Here is a 24,776-nt window from a genome sequence, read left to right as displayed (position 1 = left end):
CTGCCTGCACGAAAGTGCTTAACATGTGGTCAACGATAGACCCTGCGAGGGGTTAGATAAGGGCGAACAACCGGCCCGCCGCCCAGCCCATGCCCACCGACAGCATGACCGCCAGAAGGCCATAGATCAGCGCCAGATCCTGCGAATATTCCTCGACCTTGCCTTCAAAGCCCACTTTCTGGACTTCGACCTCGGTCATGGCCGAGGCGATCACGCGCCCACCGCGCACCGCGAAGGTCTCGGCGGTGTAGGTACCGGTGGTAACGTTGGACGGCAGGTTGATGCGCGCTTGGTAGAGCACCTGTTCGCTGATCTGCACGCCTTCGAAATTCTCGCTGTAGAGCTCCTGCCGGGTTTTCAGATCGACAAGGCCGGCGGCAAATCGGGCCTGTTCTTCCGGGTCGATCACGCCGCTGGGCGAGAGCTGGATATAGCGCGTGCCGAATTCGTAGATCGCCGCGGTTTTCTCATCCACGATATCAGTGATCGGCTTCGACGAGGCGACCGCGAAATAGGAGGGGACCGAGCGGAAATCGCTGCTCGCCGCGTTGACCCAGACACCGGCGAAGCGCTCCTTCTCGCGCAAGCGGACGGGTTCGGAAGGGCCCTTGAGGACCACCACGATGTCGTAGTCGTTCCCGGCCGCGCGCCCCTGCGGGTCGAGCACGGCCCCAAACAGCAGCAATTCGGTGCCGGTGAAGCCCTGGCGCACCTGCACCTCGTGCTGGCTGACCTCGGGCACAAGGATGGGGTCGCGCTGGCCCATGAGCGCAAAGGCGAAGAGGATCAGCAGCAGCGCCCTCACAGCGGGTACACCGTGTAGATTTCATCCGGCTGGTAGAAGAGGCCGAGGAACATGCGGAACGCCACCAGCAGCACGATCGTGGCAAGGATCAGGCGCAGGATCTCCGGCTTGGCCTTGACCGCGATCTGCGAGCCGATCTGCGCGCCCGAGACCGAACCGAGCAGCAGGAGGAACACCAGCACGATGTCGACCGCCTTGGTCGTCAGCGAATGCATGATGGTGCTCGCCATGGTAACGAAGAGGATGTTGTAGAGCGAGGTGCCCACGACAACATTCGCGCTCATGCCGAGGATGTAGAGCATGGCTGGCACGAGGATGAAGCCACCGCCAACGCCCATCAGCATGGTCAGGATGCCGACGGCCACACCGACCAGCAGCGGGGCAATCGGCGAAATGTAGAGACCCGAGCGGTAGAAGCGCCAGCGCATCGGCAGGCTGGCGACGAGTGGATGGTGTCGCCTGCGCGCAGCCTGCGCGCCGCCGGTGCCGCGCAGGCCCTGCGTCGCCTCGCGTGCCATCAGCATTCCGATGGTGCCGAGCAGGATCACGTAAAGCGCGCTGATCACCACGTCGATCTGGCCGATCGACCGGAAGAACCGGAACAGCAGCGCGCCGAAGCCCGCCCCGATCACCCCGCCTGCGACCATGACGAGGCCCATGCGGTAGTCGACCCCGCCGCGGCTGCCATGGGCGAGCACGCCGGTCACGCTGGCGCCTGTCACCTGTGTCGACGCCGAGGCGGCGGCAACGGTCGGCGGAATTCCGAAGAAGATCAGCAGCGGCGTGGTGAGGAAGCCTCCCCCCACGCCAAAGAGACCCGAAAGGATGCCCGTCAGCCCGCCCAGCGCGACGATCCACAGTCCGTTCACGGACAGGTTCGCAATGGGGAGATAGACATCCATGGAAGCGCCCTATCGCACGCTCGTCACGGATAAAAGCTGAACCGTGTCAGAAGCCGGTCGAAAGCGTCAAAACGCCGCCATTGCCCGGCTCCGCATTGCCTGCAAGCCGCCAGCGGTAATCGGCTTCGAGCCGCGCCGGAGTCTCGCCAAGGCGAATATCGAGCGACAGTGTCGGGCCTATGTCGAGCCGGTGTGCTCCCTTTTGTGCCCCGCCCCAGGCGCCCACGCCAAGTGAAGCCTTGCCGAGATCGAACGAGGCCACCTCGCGATCGGCAACGATCTTCCCATCGGCAAAGGCAGTCGCGAAATCGCCATGGACGTAACCCGCCTGGCCATACCCACGAGCACGCAGGCCAGCAGGAAGGTCCACGCGCTCGAATCCCCCGGCAAGGAAGGCGGCGGGCCGGACTTCGGTTTCACCGGGCCGCTCGGTCACCCGTGCTTCAAGATGAAGGCTGACCGGCAGGCGCGGAAGCGGGCGAGCGCTGAGGCCCAAGGCGACCTCGCGCTCGCCTGCGGCGACCAGAGCCTGGCTGGCGCGGGCGTAAGCAGAGGGTTGGCGTCGACTGGACGGCGCAAGCCGGTAGGCCAGCACAGAGCCCATCTGGCTCGCCCCGTAGCTGGCGGGCTGCGATCCTGTTCCAGACAGGCCGGCGCCCCCTTGGCGCAGGACAACCCAGCTGTCGAACCGCCAGCGCTTTGTCGGCTGGGCTGGCACTGATGCCTCAGCCGAAACGCGGCTCTCCGCTTCCTCATCGATAATGCGTGCAACGCTGGCGGGCAGCGGCAGGCTGGCCATGCCCGCGGCGAACAGCATCGCGTGACCAACTCCGCGCCGATGCGGATCAAAAACGTCCTCCCGCGGCGGAGAAACTGGAAGCGGCGCTGCGAGAGGCGGCGCGACGGGGTTTTGCGAGACCGGTGCCGGAACTGGCCCCCATGGGGCGGGAAGTAGAGGCGCTGGCGGCGGATCATCGGCAGCCGGCTTTTCTTCCGGCGTGATCGGCGCGGCTTCCACTTCCATGCCGGTGCCTGCGAACCGCAAAGGCTCGGCAAGGAGCGGCGCAGGTGCCAGCGGGCTTTCCCATGTCACAATTCGCAGCAGCAGCCAGCCGGTTGCCAGCAGGCCAAGGAACAGGATCGGCTGGCCCTGCCTCCGGGCTATCGCGTTGTTCATGCCGGTTCCTCACGCGGGATGGCCAGCGCCGGGTGGTCGCGATGCTCGGTCTTGTCCCAGATGATGGGTGCACCGCGCAGCGTGCCGACATAGGCCGCCAGCGCCCGGCGCCCCGCCATGATCGCGATGATGTTCGATACGAAGGTGCGCGGGATCGCGAGCAAGCCCTGGCGCCAGCCGTGCTCGCGCGCGGTGAACACGGCGCGCACGGCAAAGCGCATGGCGAGCCCTGCCATGTTGATGACCAGAAGTGCCTTGAGAAGCGGTGTGGGCGGCGGGGGATCGACCAGGCCAAGCTGTTCGAGACCGAGCCCGATCGCGGATAGGGCCACCAGCCCGTAAGCCATGACCAGCAGAATGGCGGCCAGCGGACCGCGCCGGTCGCGCAATTGCATCCACAGATCGACCGGCTGCTTGCCCCAGCCGAGCCGGTCCCATCCCTGCAGCGCGATGCCGTGCATCCAGCGGGTCTTCTGACGGACCGAGGCATCGAGCCGCGCGGGGAAGAACGCCCGCGTTGCAATCAGGCGGTTGTCGGCGCCGCGTATACGCAGGAACCGTCCACGTCCGCCCGCCTCCACTATCTTGAGGCCGAGTTCGTAGTCTTCGGTGAGCGATTCCTCGGCGAAGGGCTTGCCGCCCTGCCGGATCGCCAGCTTGTCGAGCGAGGCGCGCGCAATGGCGCAGCCCACGCCAGCCCCCGGAATGGCCGCGCCCAGAGCGTCACGCACCACCAGCGCCTTGGCGTGGGATTCGGCGAACTCGTCGCAATAGTGCGAGCCTACGAGGCGCGAGCCGTGCTGCGGCAGGGCCAGCACGGGCAACTGGACGAAATCGGCGTGCCACAGGGCCTGGTCCAGCACCGCCAGCGCCGCGGGATCGACCATGTCCTCCGCATCGTGAAGCACGACCATGCGCGCCTTTGTCCCGCTGCGGTATTCGTCCTCGCCCAGCGCCTGGTGCAGGCGGTTGAGGCAATCGGCTTTCGATGTGGGTCCGTCGCGGCCGTGCACGACCAGCCGTACGCGCGTGTCGCCCCGGGCAGCGGCGACGACCGAAGCCATGGTCTCCGGGTCATTGCGATAGCAGCCAACGTAGATCCGCAGTTCGTCCTGCGGCCACACCTGGAGCATGTGGCCCACGGTCGCACCGATGACGCTGGCTTCCTTCCACGCGGGAATGAAGACAGCAGCTGCGCCTGCAAGGTGCGTGATCTGGTTGGGGTCGCCCTCTTCAAGACGGGCGGTGCGGATGCGCCCGCGGAGGCGGAGCCACAGGTAGCTGCAGTCGAGCGCGAATTCGTCGATCAGGCCGAGTGCGAAGAACGCCGCTGCGAACAGCAGCAACTCGTGCTGAACCAGCACGAACCATTCCGCGATGGTAAACGACCCTAGTACCAAGCGGCACCCCCTGACTTTCTGGATAACCGCGAGTTTCAAGACTTGCAACGTGGGCCGCTTTGCGAAAGAGAGCGTCCCCAAGATGAACGAACGTCCTTCAGCTTTCCGCCTCGTCTTTGCCCCGGTCCGCGCGCTCTTCGTCAGCGACGCTTCGGCAGGCATCCTGCTCATCCTCGTGGCTGCCGCCGCCATGATAGCGGCCAACTCGCCGCTGGCCGGCGAGTACGAGCAATTGTTCTACGGGAAGCTGCCCTGGACCCCGATCCCGAAGCTTTACGACCTGCACCTGTGGATCAACGATGGTCTGATGGCGATCTTCTTCTTCGTCGTCGGGCTCGAAGTGAAGCGCGAATGGATCGAAGGGCAGCTTTCGACCGCGCAATCGCGCCGGCTGCCGATCCTGGCCGCCATCGCCGGCATGGCGATCCCCGCGCTGGTCTATGTCGGCGTGGTTGGCGGCGATGCTCAGCTGCTGCGCGGCTGGGCGATCCCGGCAGCGACCGATATCGCCTTTGCGATGGGCGTGCTCGGCCTGCTCGGCAACCGCTGCCCCGCCTCGCTGCGCCTGTTCCTGCTGACTGTGGCCATCGTCGACGACATCGGCGCGGTCATGGTCATCGCGCTGTTCTACACCGCCAACATCAAGCTGCTGTGGCTGGCAGCCGCGGCCGGCGTCGTTGCGCTGATGCTGGTGCTGAACCGCATGCGCGTGTCGTCCTACTGGCCGTTCATCCTGCTGGCGCTGGTACTGTGGTACTTCGTCCTCAACACCGGCATCCACGCAACCATCGCCGGCGTTGTCGCAGCGCTGTGCATCCCGATGCGCGGCAAGGACGACGACACCATGCTCGAACATCTCGAGCACGGCCTTGCGCCCTGGAGCGCCTATCTTGTCGTGCCGGTATTCGGCTTTGCCAATGCGGGCGTTCCTCTGGCCGGCATGGGCGTGGAGCAAATCCTCGCCCCGCTGCCGCTGGCGATTGCCGCTGGCCTGTTCCTCGGCAAGCAGCTTGGCATCTTCACCGCGATCTGGATCGCCGACAAGATCGGCTTCGCCCCGCGACCCGACCAGGCAAGCTGGCAGGAGATCTGGGGCGTTTCGATCCTGTGCGGTATCGGCTTCACCATGTCGCTGTTCATCAGCGGGCTTGCCTTCACGGGCGACCAGCTGCTGATCAACGAGGCCAAGATCGGCATCCTGCTGGGTTCGCTGATCTCGGCGGTCGCCGGGTACCTGATCCTGCGTTTCTCGGCCACGCACCCGGACGACGCCAAATCGCCCTACATCGACTAGGCAGCGGCGTTACCAGCTACCGGTGTTCTCCATGCTCGCCCAGGGTTCTTGCGGGTCGAGATAGCCTTCCTGCAACAGCTCGATCGAGATGCCGTCGGGCGTCTTGACGAAAGCCATGTGACCGTCGCGCGGCGGGCGATGGATGGTGTGGCCTGCGTCCATGATCCGCTGGCAGGTCGCGTAGATGTCGTCGACGCGGTAGGCCAGGTGACCGAAATTGCGCCCGCCATCGTATTTCTCAGCAGGCGTGCCGTCTTCGGCGGGCCAGTTGTAGGTCAGCTCGACCTCCGCAACGCCCTCTTGGCCCGGGGCTGCGAGGAAGATGAGCGTGAAACGGCCCGCTTCCACGTCGAAGCGGCGCACCTCCTCAAGTCCGATAAGCTTCAAGAAATCGACCGTCGCGTCGGGGTCTTCGACGCGGATCATGCTGTGCAGGTATTTGACCAAAGGTAACTCCATTCATCGCTATTCAAGCACGGTTCATCGCCGCGATACTACGCAATCCTCGGGAGGCACATTGCTGAGAGGACCGCGATCATGACCGACGAAACCGCCGACACCGCCAATGGTGCCACGCCGAACACGGGCGATGCAACGCTCAAACGCTGGCTTGCCAGTTCGGGAGTTATCGCGATCGGGCTGATCGTCGGTGGCTTCGTCCTTGGCGATGGTCTGGTGCGCATGAAGGCGGCCGAACGCAGCGTGACCGTGCGCGGCCTTGCCGAGCGCGAGGTTACTGCGGATCTCGCCACCTGGACCCTGTCCTTCGCCTCGACCGCCCTCAGCCTCCAGCAGGCGCAATCCAGCACCGACCGCGACGCCGAGGCGGTGCGCGAGTTTTTCGACGAGCTCGGCTTTCCCGATGACGCGCTGACCCCGGGCGGGGTCAATGTCTCCAACTACACCAACGACGGCCGCGTGTTCTACACGGTTCGCCAGCGGTTGATCCTGCGCACCAAGGACATCGAACGCGCGCAGAGTGCGGTGAGGCGCCAGGCCGAGCTGGTGCGCCAGGGTGTCGTCCTGGAGGACGGTTCCGGGATCAACTACACCTTCACCGGCCTCAACGCGATCAAGCCCGAAATGGTCGCCGAGGCCACGCGCGACGCGCGGTCCGCGGCCGAGCAGTTCGCCAAGGATAGCGGCGCCGATGTGGGCAGCATCCGCAAGGCGACGCAGGGGTATTTCTCGATCGACGCGCGCGATGGCGAAGCGGGCGGATGGGGCGTGGGCGATACGCCGTTCAAGAAGGTCCGGGTGGTGACCACCGTCGACTTCTCGCTCGATTGACATGCAAAAGGGGGCGCGCCGGCACAGCACGCCCCCCAGGTGTTTCCCGCCAGCGAATTCTCAGAAACTGGCGGAAAGCGTTCCGACGATGGCGTCGTCGGTGAAGCCGTCGATCGACGGGCCTTCGGTGCCGACATACGCAACGCCAAATTCGAAATTGCCCGACGATGCCGAGACACCGAGCGACCAGTCGAGACCGCTGTCGTCAGCCGTACCGGCGAGCAGCGGCGGAGCCAGCGCACCGTCGGTGTAGCCGAGGTGACCGGTGACGGTCAGCGGCGTATCGGGAATGCCGAAGCCGAGATCGGTGTAGAGGTAGAGGTTGTCCTGATTGCCGAGCGAATCCTGCGAGGGTGCATAGGCAATGCCGAAGGTCGCATCGGCCGGGCCGAAGTTCACGCCGATCGAGGCGTAGGGCTCGATATAGTCGGTATCGAGGCCAAGCGTTTCGGTCGGGTAGATGTAGTAGAGAACACCGATGTCGACGCTGACTGCGTCGCTGATGTTTCCGCCCCAGCCGGCGTAGATGTCGACTTCGAGGTCGCCGTAAGCCGCGCCGCCCTTGATGGAGCTGGCCCAGGTGCCGATGTAGAAACCGCTGTCATGGGCGACATCGAAGCCGCCCTGGACTGCCGGATCGCCGCCCGACAGCGAGACACCGCGAAAGCGGTAGTCGGTGGTCAGGGCAACATTGGCGGACGCGGTGAAGCCGCTGCCGATGTCTTCTTCATCCTGGGCCATGGCCGGAGTTGCGAGAGAGAGGCCCGCCGCAGCGAGCGAAACGGCCATGAGGCCGCGAAAGGACGTGAGCATTACAGACTCCTGTACGAGTGTCGCTTCGTCCCACCTGCGAATCCGCCGGGGCCATTTTGTTAGGCTCCTCGTCCGGATACGGGCATAAACCTGCACAGAGTCAGCCACTCACGCAAGATCGCTTCCGATGTTTTTCGCATACGCAGCGAAAGCTGTGCTTTTTTCGCAACTGCAATACGGTACGCGGGACACAGTTTGTTGCCCGCTCCGGTGCAAACGCCTATCTGTGTCGGCCCGTACTAGGTCGCACCTGAATACCCATGATGAAGCTCGCCAAACTCTTCAAGAAAAGCGCCGCCAGCAAATGGCAGCCCCGCATTCCCGAGGGGGAGCGCTATTACGTGATTGGGGACATTCACGGGCGCTGTGACCTGCTGGACGCGCTGGTCGAGGCGATCGAAGAGGATGACAAGGCCAGCGGCCCTGCTGAAAGCACCGTCGTCTTCCTCGGCGATCTCGTTGATCGCGGCCCGGAAAGCGCGCGTGTGATCGATGTGGCGCGCCAATGGGGCAAGCAGCGCCGCGTGCGCTATATCGCCGGGAATCACGAGGAAATGTTCCTCGAAAGCTTCGAAGACAAGGAAATGCTGCGGCACTTCCTCAAGCACGGCGGCAAGGAAACCGTGCTCAGCTACGGCATCAAGAAGAAGCGTTACACCGAGCTCACCATGAAGGAGCTCCAGGCGGAGCTGCACGAGCTGGTGCCCAAGAAGCACCGCAAGTTCCTCGAGGGCATGGAAGATATGGTGATCGCGGGGGACTATGTGTTCGTCCACGCCGGTATCAACCCAAAGCGCCCGCTCGACGACCAGAAGCAATCGGACATGCGTTGGATTCGCGAACGCTTCCTCAAGCACCGCGACCCGTTCTCGCATGTGGTGGTGCATGGCCACACGATCTTCGAAGACATCGAGCACACGCCTTATCGAATCGGCATCGACACCGGCGCGTTTCGCACGGGCAACCTGACGGCCCTGGTCCTCGAAGGCACCCAGCGCCGGTTGATCCACGCAAGGGAAGAGGACGGCACTATCGCCGTCGAGCACGCCGATTTCCCCAAGGGCAAATAAGCTTAGGGCATAAGCGCGATCATCGGGCCGAAACCGACCCTGGCGCCGCACGAGAGGTAGCGCGAGGCTTCATCGGGAGTGTCGCCCATATTGCCCGAATAGCGGAACTCCAGCCTGTCCCCGAGCAGGCGGAACAGGGGCACGCGGGTGCCGTCATCCTCCTGCGCCGAGTACCAGCCATTGGCCGGATCGAACCGGGCCCGCTCCACGCCGAGGCTGCACATATGCGCGTTGCCGCCGATTGCTTCGCCCGATGCGCTGATCGACCCGTCCTCGTGCATGGTAAGCGTGGCGCCCTGCAGCGCACTGGCCCGCAGGGGCTCGGCGAGCCGGCGATAGAGCGGTGTCGTGCGGAATGCCGGATCGAAGCGCAGCGCCGCCTCCACGTAGGTTCTCGTCGCCCCCGGCGTAAGCGTGCTTTTCGGACCAAGCTTGCCTAGGAGGGCGTCGGTGCGCGCTGCATAGGCCGCCTCGATGCAGTCGCTGTCCTCGCAGCGGTCGCGCTCGGCCAGCCAGCGCTTCTGCTCCGCCCCTGTGGTCAGGCCCTTGCCGCGCGCCTCAGCATAGACTTCGGCCAGCAGCCGATCAGCTTCACGCAAGCCCTGGGCCCATTCGCCGCAGATCAGGCGTTCGGCCCGGGTCCCAGCCTTCGCGCAATCGAAGGAGGGCGCGTCCTGCGAGCGGGGATCGACGATGTTGCGCCGGATTTCGGCGATATCATCGGGTGAGAATTCCTCCACCTGGCGCTGCGCGGGATCGGTGTTCGATGCATGGTAGAAATAGACCGGTCCGGTGAATTGCGCGGAGGCCGGCAGGTAGGCCAAGGCTCGCAAATCGAGCACCGTCCGATCGAACTCGGCCCCGGTGAAATCATCGCCGCCATAGACGGAAAGCTGCGAGAGATCCGCCCCGCGGAAACTCGCTCCGGTAAAGGTGGTGGCTTCAGTGCCGCAGCTTTCCGACATTACGATCGAGCATTCGAAAACGAAGCTTTCCATCTGCGCGCCGGTGAACCGGGTACTTGCCAGCGAGCTTTCCCAATAGGCTCCGACCCAACGCCCACCGCGCAGCGATGCCCCGGCAAGATTGGCGCCGGACAGGTTCACGCCGACAAAGCGCGGCGCATCCAGCCGCGCCCCGCGCATCCTCGCGCCCGAGAGGTCCGAGCGCACAAAAGACAGACCTGAAACCGAAACCCCGTCCCAATTCGATCGCGGAAAGCCGCTCGAATGAAAACAGGTGCGCTCCAGCTTGGCGGCCGCCTCGCGGAAATCGGCCTCTGCAATCTGCGCGCCGTAGACGATCTGCGGGGTCCCGCGATCGGGCAAGCGAGCAGTCATGTCCTCGACTGATGCAAGCGCGCTCGCGTCGAGGATGGCGGCTTGCGGGTAGCCGCAGGCGCTTCGCACCTCCTCGGCCCTGTCCTCAGTCAGCGGCGGCGCCGGCTCAGCATGGGCCGGCACGGCCAGCCCCACGCTGCTCAGGACCGCAAGGCTGCCAGCAATTTTCCGGATCATCCCTATCCCCCTTTTGAGGCAGAGGGCTACCACACTCGGCAGGATGCGGAAACGCCAGGGGGCCTGTAAGCCGGGTTCTGTCTCCACAGACGGTATCCGACAAGCGGACCGTATCTGCGGCGGCAGCCATTCGTCTGGGCCATGGATTGCTCCATGGCTCAAGCAGCCAACCCGGGCGGTCGATGCGAAACGCACCTGCTGCAAGCAGCGCGCCGCCCCTATTCGGCCTTGCTCCGGGTGGGGTTTGCCATGCGGACCGCGTTACCGAAGCCCCGGTGCGCTCTTACCGCACCCTTTCACCCTTGCCTGATCCCGTAAACGGGCCATCGGCGGTATGCTCTCTGTGGCACTTTCCCTCGGCTTGCGCCGGGCGGGCGTTACCCGCCACCCTCGTTTCGTGGAGCCCGGACTTTCCTCGCGATCGAAATCACGCGGCTGCCCGGCCCCCTGGCGAAGGCGCAGATAGGCGCAAAGCGGCGTTTCGCCAAGCGTCGGCGTTACTCGCCCTCGCCGCCGATACCTTCGAGCGATTCGTCGGGCGCCAGCAAGAAGCTCCAGATGAGCGCGCCGATTGCCCCGCCGATCAGCGGTGCCACCCAGAACAGCCACAACTGCCCGACCGCCGCGGTCTCGGCGTAGAAGGCGACGCCGGTCGAGCGCGCCGGGTTCACCGAAGTGTTGGTGACGGGGATCGAGATCAGGTGGATCAGCGTCAGCGCCAGGCCGATTGCGATGGGCGCGAAACCGCCGGGCACCTTGGACGAGGTCGAGCCGAGGATCACGATCAGGAAGCCTGCGGTCAGGACGATCTCGATGAGGAGTGCCGCCTGCATCGAATAGCCGCCCGGCGACAGCTCGCCAAAACCGTTGGAGGCGAATCCGCCGGGCGCGAAGCCATCCGCGCCCGAAGCGATCACGAAAAGCGTTCCGGCCGCTGCGAAAGCGCCCACGACCTGCGCCGCCCAATAGGGCACCAGTTCGCTCCAGGAAAACCGCTTGGCGACCGCAAGGCCGAGCGAGACCGCCGGATTGAAATGCCCGCCGGAAATGCCGCCGACCGCATAGGCCATTGTCAGAACGGTCAGGCCGAAAGCAAAGGAAACACCGACAAAACCAATACCGAGTTCGGGATAACCGGCCGCCAGCACCGCCGCGCCGCACCCGCCGAACACCAGCCAGAACGTGCCGAAGAACTCGGCAAAAAGCTTACGCATCATTGTCCCTCTCCCCTTGTTTTCGGGGGAGAGTGCACTTTGGCGCGGGAAACGCAAGGATTCCGTAGGGTCAGGCTCTCGCCTAGCGGTGGGCGCCGCGGTCCCGATCCAGCAGCAGCTGGAACAGGATCGCCCGGATTTCGCCATCGACCTCGCCGTCGATCTTGCGCGGACGCCACCGGCGCTGGAACGCCTCCACCGCCTTGTGGCCATCGGTCACGTCGTAGCCGAAGCGTTCGAGCGCGAGGTAGAACGCCCCATCGTTGTCGAACGGATCGCCGAGCTCGATCTTGGGCGTCGGAAGGCACAGGCCGTACTCAGCCAGCCGCTCCCATGGGAACAGCTCGCCCGGATCGATCTTGCGCTGCGGGGCGATGTCGGAATGGCCCAGCACATTGGCGCGCGGCACGTCGTGGCGCTTCATGATCGCGGCGAGGAGCGGCACAAGCGCCTCGAACTGCGCCTCGCTGAAGTCGCGGTAGCCGTGAAGATGGCCGGGGTGGTCGAGCTCGATCCCGATGCTGACCGAATTCACATCCTTCTGGCCGCGCCAGTAGGAAACGCCCGCATGCCAGGCGCGCTTCTCTTCGGGCACGAGGCGGGTGACCGTCCCGTCCTCGGCAATCAGGTAGTGGGCGGAAACCTTGGCTTCAGGATCGCACATACGCTCGAGGGCCGCTTCGGGGCCGAGCATCTCGGTGTAGTGGATGACGACCGTATCGATCGCGCCGCTGCGCTCGTCGAAATTGGGCGAAAGCCGTTCCTGGTGGACCAGTTCGTCCCCTCCGCCCGCAGTGCCGGTCAACCGATCAGCCCTTCGCCCTGCGGCAGGACCGCACCGAGAACCAGCGCATCGGCGCCCTTATGATACTGCAGCCCGCCGCCGCTCTGTTCGGCGAGCAGGTTGATCATGTGGGCCGCGGCCGTGCGGCTGGTCAGCTCGCTGCGGTCGAGCGAACCGTCGAGCGCCTTGCCGATGGTCTCGTCGAACGCGATCTTGGGCCCGGCGGCGCGGACCACAATTTCGCAGGCCCCATCGCGCATTTCCGCACCGATATCGAGCGTGCCGCCGCGCACCAGTGCATCGATCGCGATCTGGGCAAAGTTGAGCAGCACCTTGACCGCAGGCTTGCCCAGCGTTGCATCGGCAAGCGCCCAATTGATCGTGACATTGGCCTTTTCGGCGATCAGCGCCTCGATGAGCGCCTTGGGCTCCTCGATATCGACCCGTTCTCCGAAACCGCCGGCTGCGCCGAAGGCGAGGCGGAAGAACTTGAGCTTGTTGGTGCTGGTATGGGCGCTCTGTTCGAGCAGCTGCATCACGTTGGCCCGCATTTCCGGGTCGGTTTCCATCGCCAGCAGCTCAAGGCCGTTCGAAAGCGCTCCGACGGGGCTGAGCAGGTCATGACACAGGCGCGAACAAAGCATCGCGGCAAGATCGATCGATTGACGGTCGTCCATTGGGATCCCGGAATGGTAAATATGCAGGGAAGGGTCTTAGCGAGGGGCGACCACATAGGGAAGCGCTTCGAACCCTGCATCCCCCGAACGCCACAGCGTGATTCGCTCTGCCGCGATTATCGCCCAGATCGCCCCATCACCGGCTGACTGCTGGCGGTCGGTGGCTGAGGGTTCGGCGCGGCCGTTGGGGTGCGAATGATAATAGCCGATCACCGAAGGGCCGCCGGACCGCGCCGCACGGTGCGCGTCGACCAGCGCCTGCGGGTCGATTTCGAAATGGCGGTCGGGTGCGGGATGGACGTTGGTTGTGGGCCGGATCGCCTTGATTGTGTCGTCCGCCCCCAGCAGGATGCCGCAGCATTCCTGAGGATGCGCCGAGGCGGCCTCTTCAAGGAGGCGTTCCACGACTGCGCTTGAGAGTTCGGCCGGCATCGCGCATGGCCCATACCATGGCCGATGGCGAAATCATCACCGGAACGCTGGAAAGCGCGGGCCGCCTCGACAAGGCGTTGGCTGAGGCGAGCGACTTGTCGCGCGAGCGGGTGAAGGGCCTGATTGCAGCCGGGGCGGTGACTGTAGGCGAAACGCTGGCGAAAAGCGGGTCGGCCAAGGTCGCGGCAGGCACGCGCTTTTCGATCGCCCTGCCCCCACCCGAAGCGTTGGAGGCCGAGCCGCAGGACATCCCGCTCGATGTGGTGTTCGAAGACGCGCACCTCATCGTCGTCAACAAGCCGGCGGGCATGGTGGTGCATCCGGCTGCAGGCAATCCGGACGGCACCTTGGTCAACGCCCTGCTCTACCATTGCAAGGGACAGCTTTCGGGCATCAACGGGGTCGCCCGTCCGGGCATCGTGCACCGGATCGACAAGGACACCTCGGGCCTGCTGGTCGTCGCCAAGTCGGACGCGGCGCATGAAGGCCTGGCGAGGCAATTTGCCGACCATTCGATCACCCGGCGTTACCTTGCCGTGTGTGCTGGTCATCCGAACCCGCCAGCGCGGACCATTTCAGGCCGGATCGGCCGTTCGGACCGGGATCGCAAGAAAATGGCGGTCCTGCCGGACGATGCGACGCGCGGAAAGCACGCGGTCACGCATTTCGAGACCTTGCAGCGCCTCGATCACGCCTCGCTGATCGAATGCCGGCTTGAAACGGGCCGCACACACCAGGTCCGCGTTCACTGTGCGTCAATCGGCCATGCGCTATTGGGAGACCCTGTCTATGGACGCACTCCCAAGGCTCTCAAAGGCCTTCTCGACGAACTCGGTTTTGCCCGTCAGGCTCTCCACGCTGCACGGCTCGGATTCAGCCATCCTATCAGCGCAGAAACCTTGGATTTCTGCGCCGAATTGCCCGCCGATATGCGGGAACTGATCGACCAAACCGCACGTTGATATCGACGAATGCCATGTGCAATTTCGCCGGCGTCCGCTATATGTAACCGCAGTGGCCCGAGAGTCGGATGCCCATCAGGGGTCCGGCAAGTGAGGTCGACGCAAGAAAGGTCAGGGTACGAGTGAGCAACACCAAAACTTTGAGCGTTCCGGCGCTCGGCGGCGAGCAGAGCCTCAACCGCTATCTCTCCGAAATCAAGAAATACCCCGTGCTGACGCAAGAGCAGGAATACATGCTCGCCAAGCGCTACGAGGAGCATGACGATACCGAAGCTGCTGCGCAGCTCGTCACCTCGCACCTGCGCCTGGTTGCGAAGATCGCAATGGGTTACCGCGGCTACGGCTTGCCGGTCTCGGACCTCATCTCCGAAGGCAATGTCGGCCTCATGCAGGGCGTGAAGAAGTTCGAAGCCGATCGCGGCTTCCGCCTCGCGACCTATGCCATGTGGTGGATCAAGGCGAGCATCCAGGAATACATCCTTCGCAGCTGGTCCCTCGTGAAGATGGGCACCACCGCCGCGCAGAAGAAGCTGTTCTTCAACCTTCGCCGGATGAAGAAGAACCTCGACGCCTACGAAGACACCGATCTCCATCCCGACGACGTGACCAAGATCGCCACCGATCTCGGCGTGCCCGAGCAGGAAGTGATCAACATGAACCGCCGCATGCTGATGGGCGGCGACGGATCGCTCAACGTGCCGATGCGCAATGGCGAAGACGGCTCAGGCGAATGGCAGGACTGGCTGAAGGACGATGGTCCTTTGCAGGACGAGCTCGTCGCCGACGCACAGGAAAGCGAAGTGCGCCACGACATGCTGGTCGAAGCGATGGACAGCCTCAACGACCGTGAGAAACACATTCTCACCGAGCGCCGCCTGACGGAAAACCCGCAGACGCTCGAAGAGTTGAGCCAGGTCTACAACGTCAGCCGCGAACGCATTCGCCAGATCGAAGTGCGCGCGTTCGAAAAGCTGCAGAAGGCCATGAAGGCCATCGCTGGCGAACGGCTGCTGCCCGGCATGGCCTGAGGCGGCTCACCAATCACCGAGGACGGCGCGAGAGACCAACCGGTTTCTCGCGCCGTTTCGTTCTAGGACTCTGACATGTCCACGCGGGCCTGGTCGAAGGCGCCGCTGCGCAGGTCGGACCGCGCCAGCGTGATCCGCATCCTGCCGCCATCGGCGAATGTCCACCCTACCAGACGCGCGCTTTCAAGCTCCAGAAGCAGCACGTCCTGCGGCTGCTCCAGCTCTGCGCCGGCGCCCGTGGGTGCCCCGCCGATCTTGCCCAGAGGCGCACGCGCCTGCGCGGCAAGATACTGGCTCCAGAACGCGTTCTGCTCGTCGGTGAGAACGTCCGGTCGGCGCGTATAGGCCTGCTTGGCGTGCTCGATAGCAACGGGGATCATGGAGGATCCGGGATGCGGGTCCCCCGCGGTCACCTGCGTCAGAGGACGTTCGACCAGCTTCAGGCGGCGATCGCCGTCCTTGCCGCCGCGCATGCGGGCCGCCACCGGCACTTCGGCAAGCCCCTCCATGATCTGCGCGATTTCGGCCGGCTTGAGCCCGTTCTTGGTCGCATGATCACGGACCATCTCGGCCAGTTGCAGAAGGTGCGCCTGCGCCGCCGTGTTGGTATCGACCTCACTCACGAAATTATTGTGTTGGGTTTCGGTCCGCGACAGTTCAGCCCGCAGGCTCGCCGCTGCGTCCTGATCGGGCTTTTCCGCTTCGAGGGCCTGGGTGAGCTTGCGGCGCAGTTCATCCACCGCCTTGCGGCTTTCCGCAGCAACGCTTTCGTTATCCGAATAGCGCGCTTCGCTCACGGCGGCGAAATCGTCGTTGATGGCATCGAGCAGGGCCAGCATGGCAAACTCGTCGACAGGGTGCAGAGCGGGGTTGGCAAAATCGAACGTGTCAGGACCGGGCGTTGGAGCTGATCCTGATCCGTCCTTCACCGTCTCGTCCTGCAGTTCGAGTGTTACCGGCCACTCGGCAAAGCAGCGCGGAATTCGCCGGCCTTGCGGTTCATCGGCGGCGAAACCGCCAAACGGACCGAACAGGGAATAGTCGAAAGCAAATGCGTCCGGTCGTTCGTCCTCGCCCGTACCGATCGTGGCCACGTGTATCAGGTGGGGGGCGTTTGTCTCCGGATGAAGAAACACCAGCATCCAGCCCTCGCGCGGCCCTTCGCCGTGCCACATGCGCTCGTCCAGATCGGCGAGGCATATGCCGGCAAAGAACACGTAGCGCTTGCCGTCCGCTTCCGGCCATTCCGCGCCGAACGGCAAATGCGGGCGCCCGCCTAGCCAGCTGCGCAAGGGCGCGTCGCGATCGATCGGGACCTGGGGTACGAGCAGGGTCGACCATTGCTCCGGCCCCTCGGGCTCGGAGGCCGTTTTCTCCAAAGTTTCGGCAGGCGCGTACGGCTCCGCTTCGTACGCCGGTGCGGGCGGCGGATCGCTCTGATCTTGCTCCGCGAATTCAGGCGACACCAGCTCGCCGGTTTCGCTTTCCGGATCCGCCTCTTCTTCCTGTTCGTGCGCGCGCTCTTCCTGCTCCCGCCGCGTGGCGGCCAGGCGGGAGAGGCGCTCGCTTGCGACACGGTCGCTTTCCGATGCGACCTGCGCCTGCTCATCCAACCGCGCGCTGCGCGCGGCTCGCGCGCGCATCACCAGCCATGCGGCCCCAAGGAGCACGACCGAGATTCCAACAGCGACGAGTATGCGGATGTCCATGCAGCGGACCTAGCGGCTAATTGCAAACAAGGAGTGGAGGCCGGGAACGCCCGGTTACGAGGGCGGCGCGAGGTCGAGAACCGCGGCGATCATCGCCTCGGTGCCGAGCGTCACCGATTCGCGCGGCGCCACCTTGAAGAGCGGCGAATGGTGCGAGGGTACTGCGGGCCCGCCGGCAGCCTCTGCGTCGAAGGCTTCCTGCGGCGTACCGCCGACCGCGAAATAGTAACCCGGCACACCGTATTCATCGGCGACGAAATAGGCGAAGTCCTCCGCGCCCATGCCGCGCTGCTCCCAGGGCTGCCAGACATCTTCACCAAGGTCGCGCTTCATCACCGCGTTGAGGCGGCGCGCGAGCTCCGGATCGTTGTTGGTGACGGGTGTGCCTTCGGACACGGTGACCGTCACCGGCAGCTCGTCAGGCAGGCCGTGCGCCTTGCCGATACCAACAGCGATGCGCTCGATCGCGGCCAGCAGCTGCGCGCGGGTCGCCTCGTCATTGGCGCGCACCGTCAGTTGAAGGTCCGCGCGGTCGGAAATGATGTTGTGCTTGGTACCCGAATGGAAGGCACCCACGGTGATGACTGCGGGCGAGAGCGGCTGGATCTCGCGACTGACGACCGACTGCATGGCCGTGACGATCTGCGATGCGATATAGACCGGATCGCGGCCCATATGCGGGCTTGCGCCATGCGCGCCGACCCCGGGTACCATGATGTCGACCGAATCCGCGCTCGAATACTGGATGGATTCGGAAGCCGAGATCTTGCCGGTGGGCAGGATCGAGGCGACGTGGAACGCCAGCGCGTAATCCGGCTTGCCGAAGCGTTCGTAGAGCCCATCATCGAGCATCGCCTTGGCCCCGCCCACGCGTTCCTCGGCTGGCTGGACGATGAACATGAGCGTGCCCGACCACTGGTCCTTCATCGCCATCAGGCGCCGCGCGGTGCCCACCATCGAGGTGATGTGCACATCATGGCCGCACGCATGCATGACCGGGTACTCCTGCCCGTCGAGCCCGACCTGGGTCGCCGTGGAGGCGTAATCGAGCCCCGATTTCTCCGGCATCGGCAGCCCGTCCATATCGGCGCGCAGCAGGATCAGCGGACCATCGCCGTTGCGGACGATGCCGACAACGCCGGTGCCGCCCACACCTTCGGTTACCTCGAGACCCGCAGCGCGCAGCTCGCTCGCCATGCGCTTGGCCGTCTCGGTTTCAAGGAACGAGAGTTCGGGATTGGCGTGAAAATGCTTGAACAGCGCTTCGAGGTGGCTGTCGTAATCCGCCGCCACGGCCTGCTTGATCGCCGCGGGATCCGCGGCTGCGGGCGCAGCGCCCAGTGAAAGGGCCGCGGCGAACGCGGCGGTGCCCAAAAGTGCCTTGCGCATTGAATACTCCCTCACGGCCCCTCGCCGGGCCGCGACGTAAGCACGACGCGCGGCGCCGGGCAAGCTGGCAGATTGCGCCATGCCCGGCCGAAGGCTAAAGGCGCGCCATGCGCTGGCTGGTTCGCTTCCTGTTCAAGGCCTTACTCGGCTTCGTTGGCCTCAGCCTCCTGCTTGTGTTGCTGTTCCGCTTCGTCCCGGTTCCGGTGACCGCCACGATGCTGATGGACGCGAACGGCATCACCAAGGACTGGACCGCGCTATCGAACATCGACCGATCCATGGTCCGTGCGGTGATCGCGGCCGAGGACGGCAAATTCTGTGCCCACGACGGCTTCGACCGCGAGGCGATCGAGAAAGCGATTGAAAGCAACCGCCAGGGCGGGCGCCTCCGTGGTGGTTCCACGATCAGCCAGCAGACGGCGAAGAACGTCTTTCTGTGGCAAGGCGGCGGTTACATCCGCAAGGGTTTCGAGGCCTGGTTCACCCTGCTGATCGAGCAGATCTGGGGCAAGCGGCGGATCATGGAAGTCTATCTCAACGTCGCGGAAACCGGCATCGGCACTTATGGCGTCGAAGCGGGCGCGCGGCGCTATTTCGGCAAGTCGGCGGCCTCGCTCACCCAGCTGGAAGCCGCGCGGATGGCCGCCGCGCTGCCGCTGCCCAAGGAGCGGTCGGTGAAGAACCCGGGCGGCTGGCTGGCGCGCCACGGCAACACGATTTCCGCGCGTATCGGCGTCGTCGCGCGTGACGGGCTCGATTCCTGCGTCTATCGCTAGGACCGAGATGGGCGCGGGTCACAACCATACGCACAGCCATGGGCACGGGCATGGCCACGGTCACAGCCACGCGCCGGCCGATTTCGGCAACGCCTTCCTGATCGGGATCATCCTCAACACAGGCTTCGTGATCGTCGAGGCGGTCTACGGCTGGATTTCCGGTTCGATGGCGCTGATTGCCGATGCGGGACACAACCTGTCCGACGTGCTCGCCCTGATGCTCGCCTGGGGGGCAAGCGTCGCGGCCAAGCGCCCGCCCTCGCAGCGGTTCACCTACGGCTACAAGAGCTCGACCATCCTTGCCGCGCTGGCCAACGCGGGCCTTTTGCTGGTCGCCATCGGCGCGATCCTGTTCGAGACACTGCACCGCATCGCCGAGCCGGCTCCCGTCGAAGGCGAAACCATGGCCATCGTGGCGGGCATCGGCATCGTCATCAACGCCGGCACCGCCGCGCTCTTCCTGCGCGGCCAGCACGACATCAACATTCGCGGCGCCTTCCTCCATATGGCGGCGGACGCGCTGGTCAGCCTCGGCGTGGTTATCGCCGGGCTCGCGATCCTGTGGACCGGGAACGCGTGGATCGACCCGGCCGTCAGCCTCGTGATCGTGGCGGTCATCGCCTGGGGCACCTGGGGCCTGCTCAAGGATTCCATCGCCATGAGCATGCTGGCGGTCCCCAAGGGCATCTCCGAGACTGACGTACGAACCTATCTCACAGGCCTTCCCGGCGTAGCGGCGGTCCATGACCTCCACATCTGGCCGATGAGCACCACCGAAACCGCGCTGACCGCGCATCTGATCATGCCGGAAGGCCATCCGGGCGATGCACTGCTGCGCGAAATCCAGCACGCGCTCGATCACGATCACGGAATTGGCCATTCAACCATCCAGATCGAACGCGAACACCATTGCGAGAGCGGTTGCTGATGCGCGCCGCTTCCGCCGAAGCCCGCGAAAAGCTCAAGGCGGCCATGCGCCGGCTGGCAGGCGGCGACCGCGCGGCGCTCGAAGAGGTTTACCGTGCAACCTCGGCGAAACTATTCGGCATCTGCTACCGTATCTTGGGGGACGAGAAAGAAGCCGAGGACGCATTGCAGGACGTCTACCTTACCTTGTGGCGCCGTGCCGACCGCTACGACCCCGAGCGGGCGAGCCCGATTTCGTGGCTGGCGACCTTTGCCCGCAACCGCGCGGTCGACCGGCTGCGCACGGGCAAGGTGCGCCGCGGCGCCGTGCCGGAGGATGAAGCCGCCCCCATTCCCGACAGCGCGCCGCTCGCCGACACGATGATGATCGACGAGGAACGCAGCGCGCGCGTGCACACTTGCCTTGAAACGCTCGACGAGACCCCGCGCGAGGCGATCCGCACCGCCTTCTTCGAAGGGCGCACCTATGCCGAGTTGGCAGAGCGCATGGACGTGCCCCTGGGGACGATGAAAAGCTGGATCCGCCGCGGGCTTGCCAAGCTCAAAGGGTGTATGGAGGCGGGCGAATGACGGCTGAGCAGACCCTTGCCGCGGAATACGCACTCGGCCTCCTCGAAGGCGAGGAACTGCTTGCCGCGCGCGCCCGCGAAGCGAGCGATCCCGCGTTTGCCGCGCAGGTGACCCAGTGGCAGGAGCGGCTGGCCCCGCTGGCCGATGCGGTCGATCCGCGAACGCCCCGCGCCGAAGTCTGGCGGCGGATCGAGGCCGAGCTCGCCGATGATGGCGGAAGCGCCGAGGTGATATCGCTGCGCCGCAGCCTGCGCCGCTGGCAATGGGCCGGCGGATTGAGTGCCGCAGCCGCGGTTGCGCTGGCCTTCCTCGCCCTGCCCCAGCTGGGCGGGCCGACTGACCCCGATGCGCCCCAGGTGGCAAACGCCGGCCAGAACCTGCCGCTGCTTGCTGCGAACATGCCTATCGAAGGCACGCCGCTCAGCCTCGACTTCACCTATCTTCCCGAAGACGACAGCCTGCTGGTCGGCGCGGTCGGCCTTTCCGCTGATGGCGTACACGACCATGAGATCTGGTTTGTCCCGGCAGAGGGCGACCTTGTGTCGCTTGGCATCGTCACGCCGGGCAAGGTCGTCGCGCATACCGTACCCGCCGATGTCGCCCGCGCGCTCGAAAGCGGATCCCAGCTGGTGCTGACGCGCGAGCCTCTGGGCGGCAAGCCGGCCGATGCCGACGCAGGCCCGGTGGTCGCAGAAGCCCGGTTTACAACGATTTAGCCACTTTTTTGCAGCCCGCTGCATCCGCAGCGCAGCCGCCTTCGTAACTCATCGCACAGGCAGGACGGGGCCTTGTGCAAAGGAGAGTTACGAATGTCGATTTCCACCAAGTTCAAAGCCGCAGCCCTCGCTTCGTTTGCGGCCATGGGCACCTTCGCCCTTGCGACCGGAGCCCCGGCTATCGCTCACGACCATGGTATGAAGGCGGCCAAGAGCCAGCCCAACATCGTCGAAACCGCTGTCGGCACTGGCGTCCACGACACGCTCGTGGCTGCCGTGAAGGCGGCGGACCTCGTGGACACGCTGTCTTCGCCGGGCCCGTTCACCGTCTTTGCCCCGACCGATGATGCCTTTGCGGCCCTGCCGGATGGCACGGTTTCGACGCTGCTGAAGCCGGAGAACAAGGGCACTCTGACCAATGTCCTCACTTACCATGTCGTCTCGGGCCGCGTGCCGGCCGCAGCGCTGACGCAGGCGATCCGCCAGTCGGGCGGTACCTACGAATTCCAGACGGTCGCGGGTGAAACGCTGAGCGCGGCCTTCGATGGCCACACCATCGTCGTGACCGACAATGCCGGTCGCACCACCAAGGTTGTCCAGGCCGATGTGAAGACCACCAACGGCGTGATCCATGTCACGGACGGGGTTTTCCTGCCCGGTTGATCCGGTTGTCCCCCAGGGTGCCGGCCGGGCCACCCCATCCTCCGCGCGGCACCCAACTCGTCCCCGCCCGGCGCACACTCTCGCCGGGCGGGGATTTTTGGGTCTTCGGACGGTTTACTGACCGAAGTTGTAGGAGAACCGCAGACCGATCTGCCGCGGAGGCAGGATGTGCGTCGAGAAGGCCCGCGGATACACGGTGCCGCCTTCGAAGTCGGTCACGGTCTGGTTGAACTGCGGCGTACCGATCGCACCGGTCTCCGCAAACTTGTCGAACAGGTTGTCGACGAACAGCGTCGCGGTCCAGTTCGCCGCTTCATACGACACCGCTGCGTTCGCAACGGCGAATCCCGGCAGCGTGAAGCTGGACCCACGCCCGCCGGCGCGCGTCAGCACGCTGCTCTGGTAGGTCAGGCTGCCGTTGAAGACGAGGCCATCGCCATTGTCGAGCGGCAGGTTGTAGGCGCTGAACAGCGAGAACTGCGTCTTCGGCGAACCGGGCAGGCGATCGCCGTCCTGGCCATCCTCGAAGCCCGAACCGAAGCCCGGAGGCGTGATCGTGCGGATCAGGTCCGGCGTGAACGCGGTCAGCGTCGAATCGGTGTAGCTGAAGTTGCCGCGCAGCTGGAAGCGGTCGGTCGCCCGCCAGCTTGCCGACAGCTCGACACCCTTCGAGCTTGCGCCCGAACCGTTGACCGTGATCGGGATGTTCGCGTTCACCGTTGCCGAGCCGAGCTGCGGATCGATCCAGTCGATGTAGTAGAACGCCCCGTTGAACGTCAGCGCCCCGTCCGCAAGCGTCGACTTGAAGCCGATTTCGTAGTTGCGGGTGGTGTCGGGCGAGAACTGGCGTTCATCGCGCGCCGAGATATCGGTCGGGTTGGGGCCGAACTGCTGGCCCGGTGCCAGCGCACAGGCGCCCTGCGTGGCGTTGGGATCGAATGCCGGGCATTCGCCGAGGCCGTTCACGCCGCCGATGCGGTAGCCTTCGCTGACCGTTGCGTAGAGCAGCAGATCGTCGCTCGCCTGCCAGGACACGTTGGCCTTGAACAGGAAGCCATTGTCCGACTGCGCAAGCGCGGGATCGAAGGCCTGGCTCGCAACCTGGTCGAGCGTAAGCGGGGTGTAGCTGAGCGGCTCGAACAGCGGGAAGTCCACCGTCGAGGCGGCCTTGAGGCTGTAGTCGTAATAGCGGCCACCCAGGGTCACGGTCAGCTGGTCAAAGAAGGTGTAGCCCAGTTCACCGAAGACCGCGGCTTCCGTCAGGCGGCTGCGCGCGGTGGAGAAGTACTCCAGCGCGTCCGGACGGTCGGTCAGGCCGAAGCCCAGAGCCGGCTGGTTCACGTACTGGACGTAGTTGGGAACGAATTCCGACGAGGAACCGGCTGCATCGAAGCGGTTGTAATAGCCGCCGAGGATCCAGTTGAATGGACCATCGCCCTTCGACACGAGGCGGATTTCCTGGTTGATCCGCTCTTCTTCGCCCACTTCGCGGGTGAAGGCGGTGAAGCCCGGGAACAGCTCGTAGCTGTATTCCAGCGTGATCAGCAGGTTGGTCTGGTCGCGCTGGCCATCGTCGCTGAAGGTGCTCCAGCCGGTTGCCGAGGTCAGTTCGGCAAAGCCGAGGTCGGCGACCATTTCGAGCGCGATCAGGTCGTTGGTGATGGTGTTGGGTTCGCGCACGCGGAAGGCGGCTTCGTAGCGGCCGACGCTGGCGGTGCTGTCAAGCAGGCCCGGCACATTGTTGCGCCAGTGCGAAACCCGGCGGCCTTCGATGTCGGCTTCCTGGTAATAGTAGGTCAGCGTCGCATCGAACCAGGGCGCCGGTTCCCAGCGCGCCGCGATACGGCCCGACAGGGTCTGCTCGCCATCGGCATCCTTGACGCGGCTGAGGCCGGCACCCGTATCGGGGTTCGTGACGCCGATCTGGTCGACCACGTTGACGTAATCGATGAAGCCCGAATTGTCGGTCCAGTCGAGCGAGCCGCGGATCGCGAAGGTGTCCGTCAGGCCGACGTTGAGCGTCATGCCGGCTTCGTAGCTGAGGCTCGATGCCTCATCGAACTTCGACACTTCGCCGCGGACCGAGCCGGTGGTTTCGCCGAACTGCGGCTTGCGCGGGATGTAGCGGATCGCGCCGCCCAGCGTGCCGGCACCGTAGAGCGTGCCTTGCGGGCCAAGCAGCACTTCGACGCGCTCGAGGTCGTTGAGCTTGAGGTCAACGAACACGGGGATTTCGCCGATGTAGGTGGCGACCGTGCCGCCGCCGTCGTTGTTGCCGTCGCCCGAGCCGATTGCGTCGACGTTCAGGCCGCGCACGATCACCGGGTTACCCTGGCGGCCGCCACGGTCGACGATGTTGATGCCGGGTACGAACGGCAGGAGGTCCGACAGTTCGGTAAGGCCCTGCTCCTCGATCTGTTCGGCGCCCACGGCCGCGATGTTGAGCGGGATGTCCTGGACCGACGCTTCGCGGCGGGTTGCGGTGACGACGATGACGTTATCGCCTGTCGGCGCGCTCGCGGCTTCGCCGCCGTCCTGCGCAAAGGCGGGGACGGCCGTAGCGGCTGCGATCATGGTGCTGCTGAGCAGCGCCGCGCGGGTGATGTGACCGGTTGTTCTCTTTTTCATATCTTACTACCTCATGATTGGGCGTTTCGAGGA

24 protein-coding genes and 1 other RNA gene are annotated in these 24,776 nt (G+C 65.0%); 10 read left to right on the top strand and 15 right to left on the bottom strand.

All coding sequences use genetic code 11. The annotated features are described in order from the left end of the window. Positions 1–52: 52 nt before the first annotated feature. From KUV82_RS04395 to KUV82_RS04380, 4 genes are read right to left on the bottom strand one after another with little or no spacing between them, the layout of a single operon-like run. A complete protein-coding gene (locus tag KUV82_RS04395; protein ID WP_219956211.1) occupies positions 53–766 on the bottom strand; it encodes a TIGR02186 family protein in 714 nt (237 codons plus the stop codon). A gap of 35 nt (positions 767–801) precedes the next feature. After that, the gene (locus tag KUV82_RS04390) at positions 802–1,707 is read right to left on the bottom strand and encodes a sulfite exporter TauE/SafE family protein (protein ID WP_219955674.1); all 906 of its coding nucleotides are present in this window, start codon (positions 1,705–1,707) and stop codon (positions 802–804) included. Between the two features lie 46 nt (positions 1,708–1,753). Continuing rightward, complete coding sequence (locus KUV82_RS04385; protein WP_219955673.1) at positions 1,754–2,884, bottom strand: hypothetical protein; 1,131 nt, start codon at positions 2,882–2,884, stop codon at positions 1,754–1,756. Further along, positions 2,881–4,284, bottom strand: a complete 1,404-nt coding sequence (locus tag KUV82_RS04380) for a glycosyl transferase family protein (protein WP_258319844.1) — start codon at positions 4,282–4,284, stop codon at positions 2,881–2,883. The genes KUV82_RS04385 and KUV82_RS04380 overlap by 4 nt, the downstream gene beginning before the upstream one ends. A gap of 82 nt (positions 4,285–4,366) precedes the next feature. On the opposite strand from KUV82_RS04380, the gene nhaA reads away from it, so the two are divergent. Then, positions 4,367–5,578 carry a Na+/H+ antiporter NhaA gene (gene nhaA, locus KUV82_RS04375; RefSeq protein WP_219955671.1) on the top strand — a complete coding sequence of 404 codons (1,212 nt, stop codon included), beginning with the start codon at positions 4,367–4,369 and terminating at the stop codon, positions 5,576–5,578. 9 nt (positions 5,579–5,587) lie between these two features. Here nhaA and KUV82_RS04370 read toward each other — a convergent pair whose 3' ends face one another. Beyond that, positions 5,588–6,025, bottom strand: a complete 438-nt coding sequence (locus KUV82_RS04370; protein ID WP_219956210.1) for a VOC family protein — start codon at positions 6,023–6,025, stop codon at positions 5,588–5,590. A 90-nt stretch (positions 6,026–6,115) separates the two neighbouring features. Here KUV82_RS04370 and KUV82_RS04365 point away from each other — a divergent pair, with 90 nt between their 5' ends. Next, positions 6,116–6,868, top strand: a complete 753-nt coding sequence (locus KUV82_RS04365) for an SIMPL domain-containing protein (RefSeq protein ID WP_219955670.1) — start codon at positions 6,116–6,118, stop codon at positions 6,866–6,868. Positions 6,869–6,928: 60 nt separating this feature from the next. Here KUV82_RS04365 and KUV82_RS04360 read toward each other — a convergent pair whose 3' ends face one another. Beyond that, complete coding sequence (locus KUV82_RS04360) at positions 6,929–7,681, bottom strand: TorF family putative porin (protein ID WP_219955669.1); 753 nt, start codon at positions 7,679–7,681, stop codon at positions 6,929–6,931. A gap of 260 nt (positions 7,682–7,941) precedes the next feature. On the opposite strand from KUV82_RS04360, the gene KUV82_RS04355 reads away from it, so the two are divergent. After that, entirely contained in the window at positions 7,942–8,751 is an 810-nt protein-coding gene (locus KUV82_RS04355) for a metallophosphoesterase family protein (RefSeq protein WP_219955668.1), read from the top strand. Positions 8,752–8,753: 2 nt separating this feature from the next. On the opposite strand, the gene KUV82_RS04350 is transcribed toward KUV82_RS04355, so the two are convergent. The 6 genes from KUV82_RS04350 to KUV82_RS04325 form a co-directional block, all read right to left on the bottom strand. Then, positions 8,754–10,268 (bottom strand): pentapeptide repeat-containing protein, encoded by a 1,515-nt coding sequence (locus KUV82_RS04350; protein ID WP_219955667.1) that lies wholly within the window; start codon positions 10,266–10,268, stop codon positions 8,754–8,756. 50 nt (positions 10,269–10,318) lie between these two features. Then, positions 10,319–10,719, bottom strand: an RNA gene (rnpB, locus tag KUV82_RS04345) — RNase P RNA component class A. 46 nt (positions 10,720–10,765) lie between these two features. Further along, positions 10,766–11,485 carry an aquaporin Z gene (gene aqpZ / locus KUV82_RS04340; RefSeq protein WP_219955666.1) on the bottom strand — a complete coding sequence of 240 codons (720 nt, stop codon included), beginning with the start codon at positions 11,483–11,485 and terminating at the stop codon, positions 10,766–10,768. Between the two features lie 79 nt (positions 11,486–11,564). Next, a complete protein-coding gene (locus tag KUV82_RS04335) occupies positions 11,565–12,287 on the bottom strand; it encodes an N-acetylmuramoyl-L-alanine amidase (protein WP_219955665.1) in 723 nt (240 codons plus the stop codon). Beyond that, positions 12,284–12,943 carry a histidine phosphotransferase family protein gene (locus tag KUV82_RS04330; protein ID WP_219955664.1) on the bottom strand — a complete coding sequence of 220 codons (660 nt, stop codon included), beginning with the start codon at positions 12,941–12,943 and terminating at the stop codon, positions 12,284–12,286. Before KUV82_RS04330 ends, KUV82_RS04335 begins: the two co-directional genes overlap by 4 nt. A 36-nt stretch (positions 12,944–12,979) precedes the next feature. Next, complete coding sequence (locus KUV82_RS04325) at positions 12,980–13,348, bottom strand: M67 family metallopeptidase (protein WP_309148095.1); 369 nt, start codon at positions 13,346–13,348, stop codon at positions 12,980–12,982. A gap of 32 nt (positions 13,349–13,380) precedes the next feature. On the opposite strand from KUV82_RS04325, the gene KUV82_RS04320 reads away from it, so the two are divergent. Together KUV82_RS04320 and rpoH are read left to right on the top strand one after the other, a co-directional pair. Continuing rightward, the gene (locus tag KUV82_RS04320; RefSeq protein WP_375541236.1) at positions 13,381–14,337 is read left to right on the top strand and encodes an RluA family pseudouridine synthase; all 957 of its coding nucleotides are present in this window, start codon (positions 13,381–13,383) and stop codon (positions 14,335–14,337) included. Between the two features lie 122 nt (positions 14,338–14,459). Continuing rightward, positions 14,460–15,365, top strand: coding sequence for an RNA polymerase sigma factor RpoH (gene rpoH / locus KUV82_RS04315; protein WP_219955662.1), 906 nt, complete (start codon positions 14,460–14,462; stop codon positions 15,363–15,365). Positions 15,366–15,427: 62 nt separating this feature from the next. Here rpoH and KUV82_RS04310 read toward each other — a convergent pair whose 3' ends face one another. Together KUV82_RS04310 and KUV82_RS04305 are read right to left on the bottom strand one after the other, a co-directional pair. Next, on the bottom strand, positions 15,428–17,074 hold the full coding sequence (locus KUV82_RS04310) for a DUF1963 domain-containing protein (protein WP_219955661.1): 1,647 nt from the start codon (positions 17,072–17,074) through the stop codon (positions 15,428–15,430). Between the two features lie 54 nt (positions 17,075–17,128). After that, positions 17,129–18,463, bottom strand: a complete 1,335-nt coding sequence (locus tag KUV82_RS04305) for an amidohydrolase (RefSeq protein ID WP_219955660.1) — start codon at positions 18,461–18,463, stop codon at positions 17,129–17,131. 107 nt (positions 18,464–18,570) lie between these two features. On the opposite strand from KUV82_RS04305, the gene mtgA reads away from it, so the two are divergent. The 5 genes from mtgA to KUV82_RS04280 all read left to right on the top strand — a co-directional run bounded on the left by mtgA (position 18,571) and on the right by KUV82_RS04280 (position 22,115). Further along, entirely contained in the window at positions 18,571–19,239 is a 669-nt protein-coding gene (gene mtgA / locus KUV82_RS04300) for a monofunctional biosynthetic peptidoglycan transglycosylase (protein ID WP_219955659.1), read from the top strand. 7 nt (positions 19,240–19,246) lie between these two features. Continuing rightward, positions 19,247–20,167, top strand: a complete 921-nt coding sequence (locus KUV82_RS04295) for a cation diffusion facilitator family transporter (protein ID WP_219955658.1) — start codon at positions 19,247–19,249, stop codon at positions 20,165–20,167. Then, complete coding sequence (locus KUV82_RS04290; protein WP_219955657.1) at positions 20,167–20,736, top strand: sigma-70 family RNA polymerase sigma factor; 570 nt, start codon at positions 20,167–20,169, stop codon at positions 20,734–20,736. Before KUV82_RS04295 ends, KUV82_RS04290 begins: the two co-directional genes overlap by 1 nt. Further along, the gene (locus tag KUV82_RS04285; RefSeq protein WP_219955656.1) at positions 20,733–21,452 is read left to right on the top strand and encodes an anti-sigma factor; all 720 of its coding nucleotides are present in this window, start codon (positions 20,733–20,735) and stop codon (positions 21,450–21,452) included. The genes KUV82_RS04290 and KUV82_RS04285 overlap by 4 nt, the downstream gene beginning before the upstream one ends. A 93-nt stretch (positions 21,453–21,545) precedes the next feature. Further along, positions 21,546–22,115 (top strand): fasciclin domain-containing protein, encoded by a 570-nt coding sequence (locus KUV82_RS04280; RefSeq protein WP_219955655.1) that lies wholly within the window; start codon positions 21,546–21,548, stop codon positions 22,113–22,115. A 114-nt stretch (positions 22,116–22,229) separates the two neighbouring features. Here the strand turns inward: KUV82_RS04280 and KUV82_RS04275 are convergent, their stop codons facing one another. Then, positions 22,230–24,743 carry a TonB-dependent receptor gene (locus KUV82_RS04275; RefSeq protein ID WP_219955654.1) on the bottom strand — a complete coding sequence of 838 codons (2,514 nt, stop codon included), beginning with the start codon at positions 24,741–24,743 and terminating at the stop codon, positions 22,230–22,232. Positions 24,744–24,776: the final 33 nt, after the last annotated feature.

The organism is Qipengyuania flava, assembly GCF_019448255.1.
In the GTDB taxonomy this organism is placed as follows: domain Bacteria; phylum Pseudomonadota; class Alphaproteobacteria; order Sphingomonadales; family Sphingomonadaceae; genus Qipengyuania; species Qipengyuania flava_A.
This window is presented reverse-complemented; position numbering and strand designations above follow the sequence as displayed.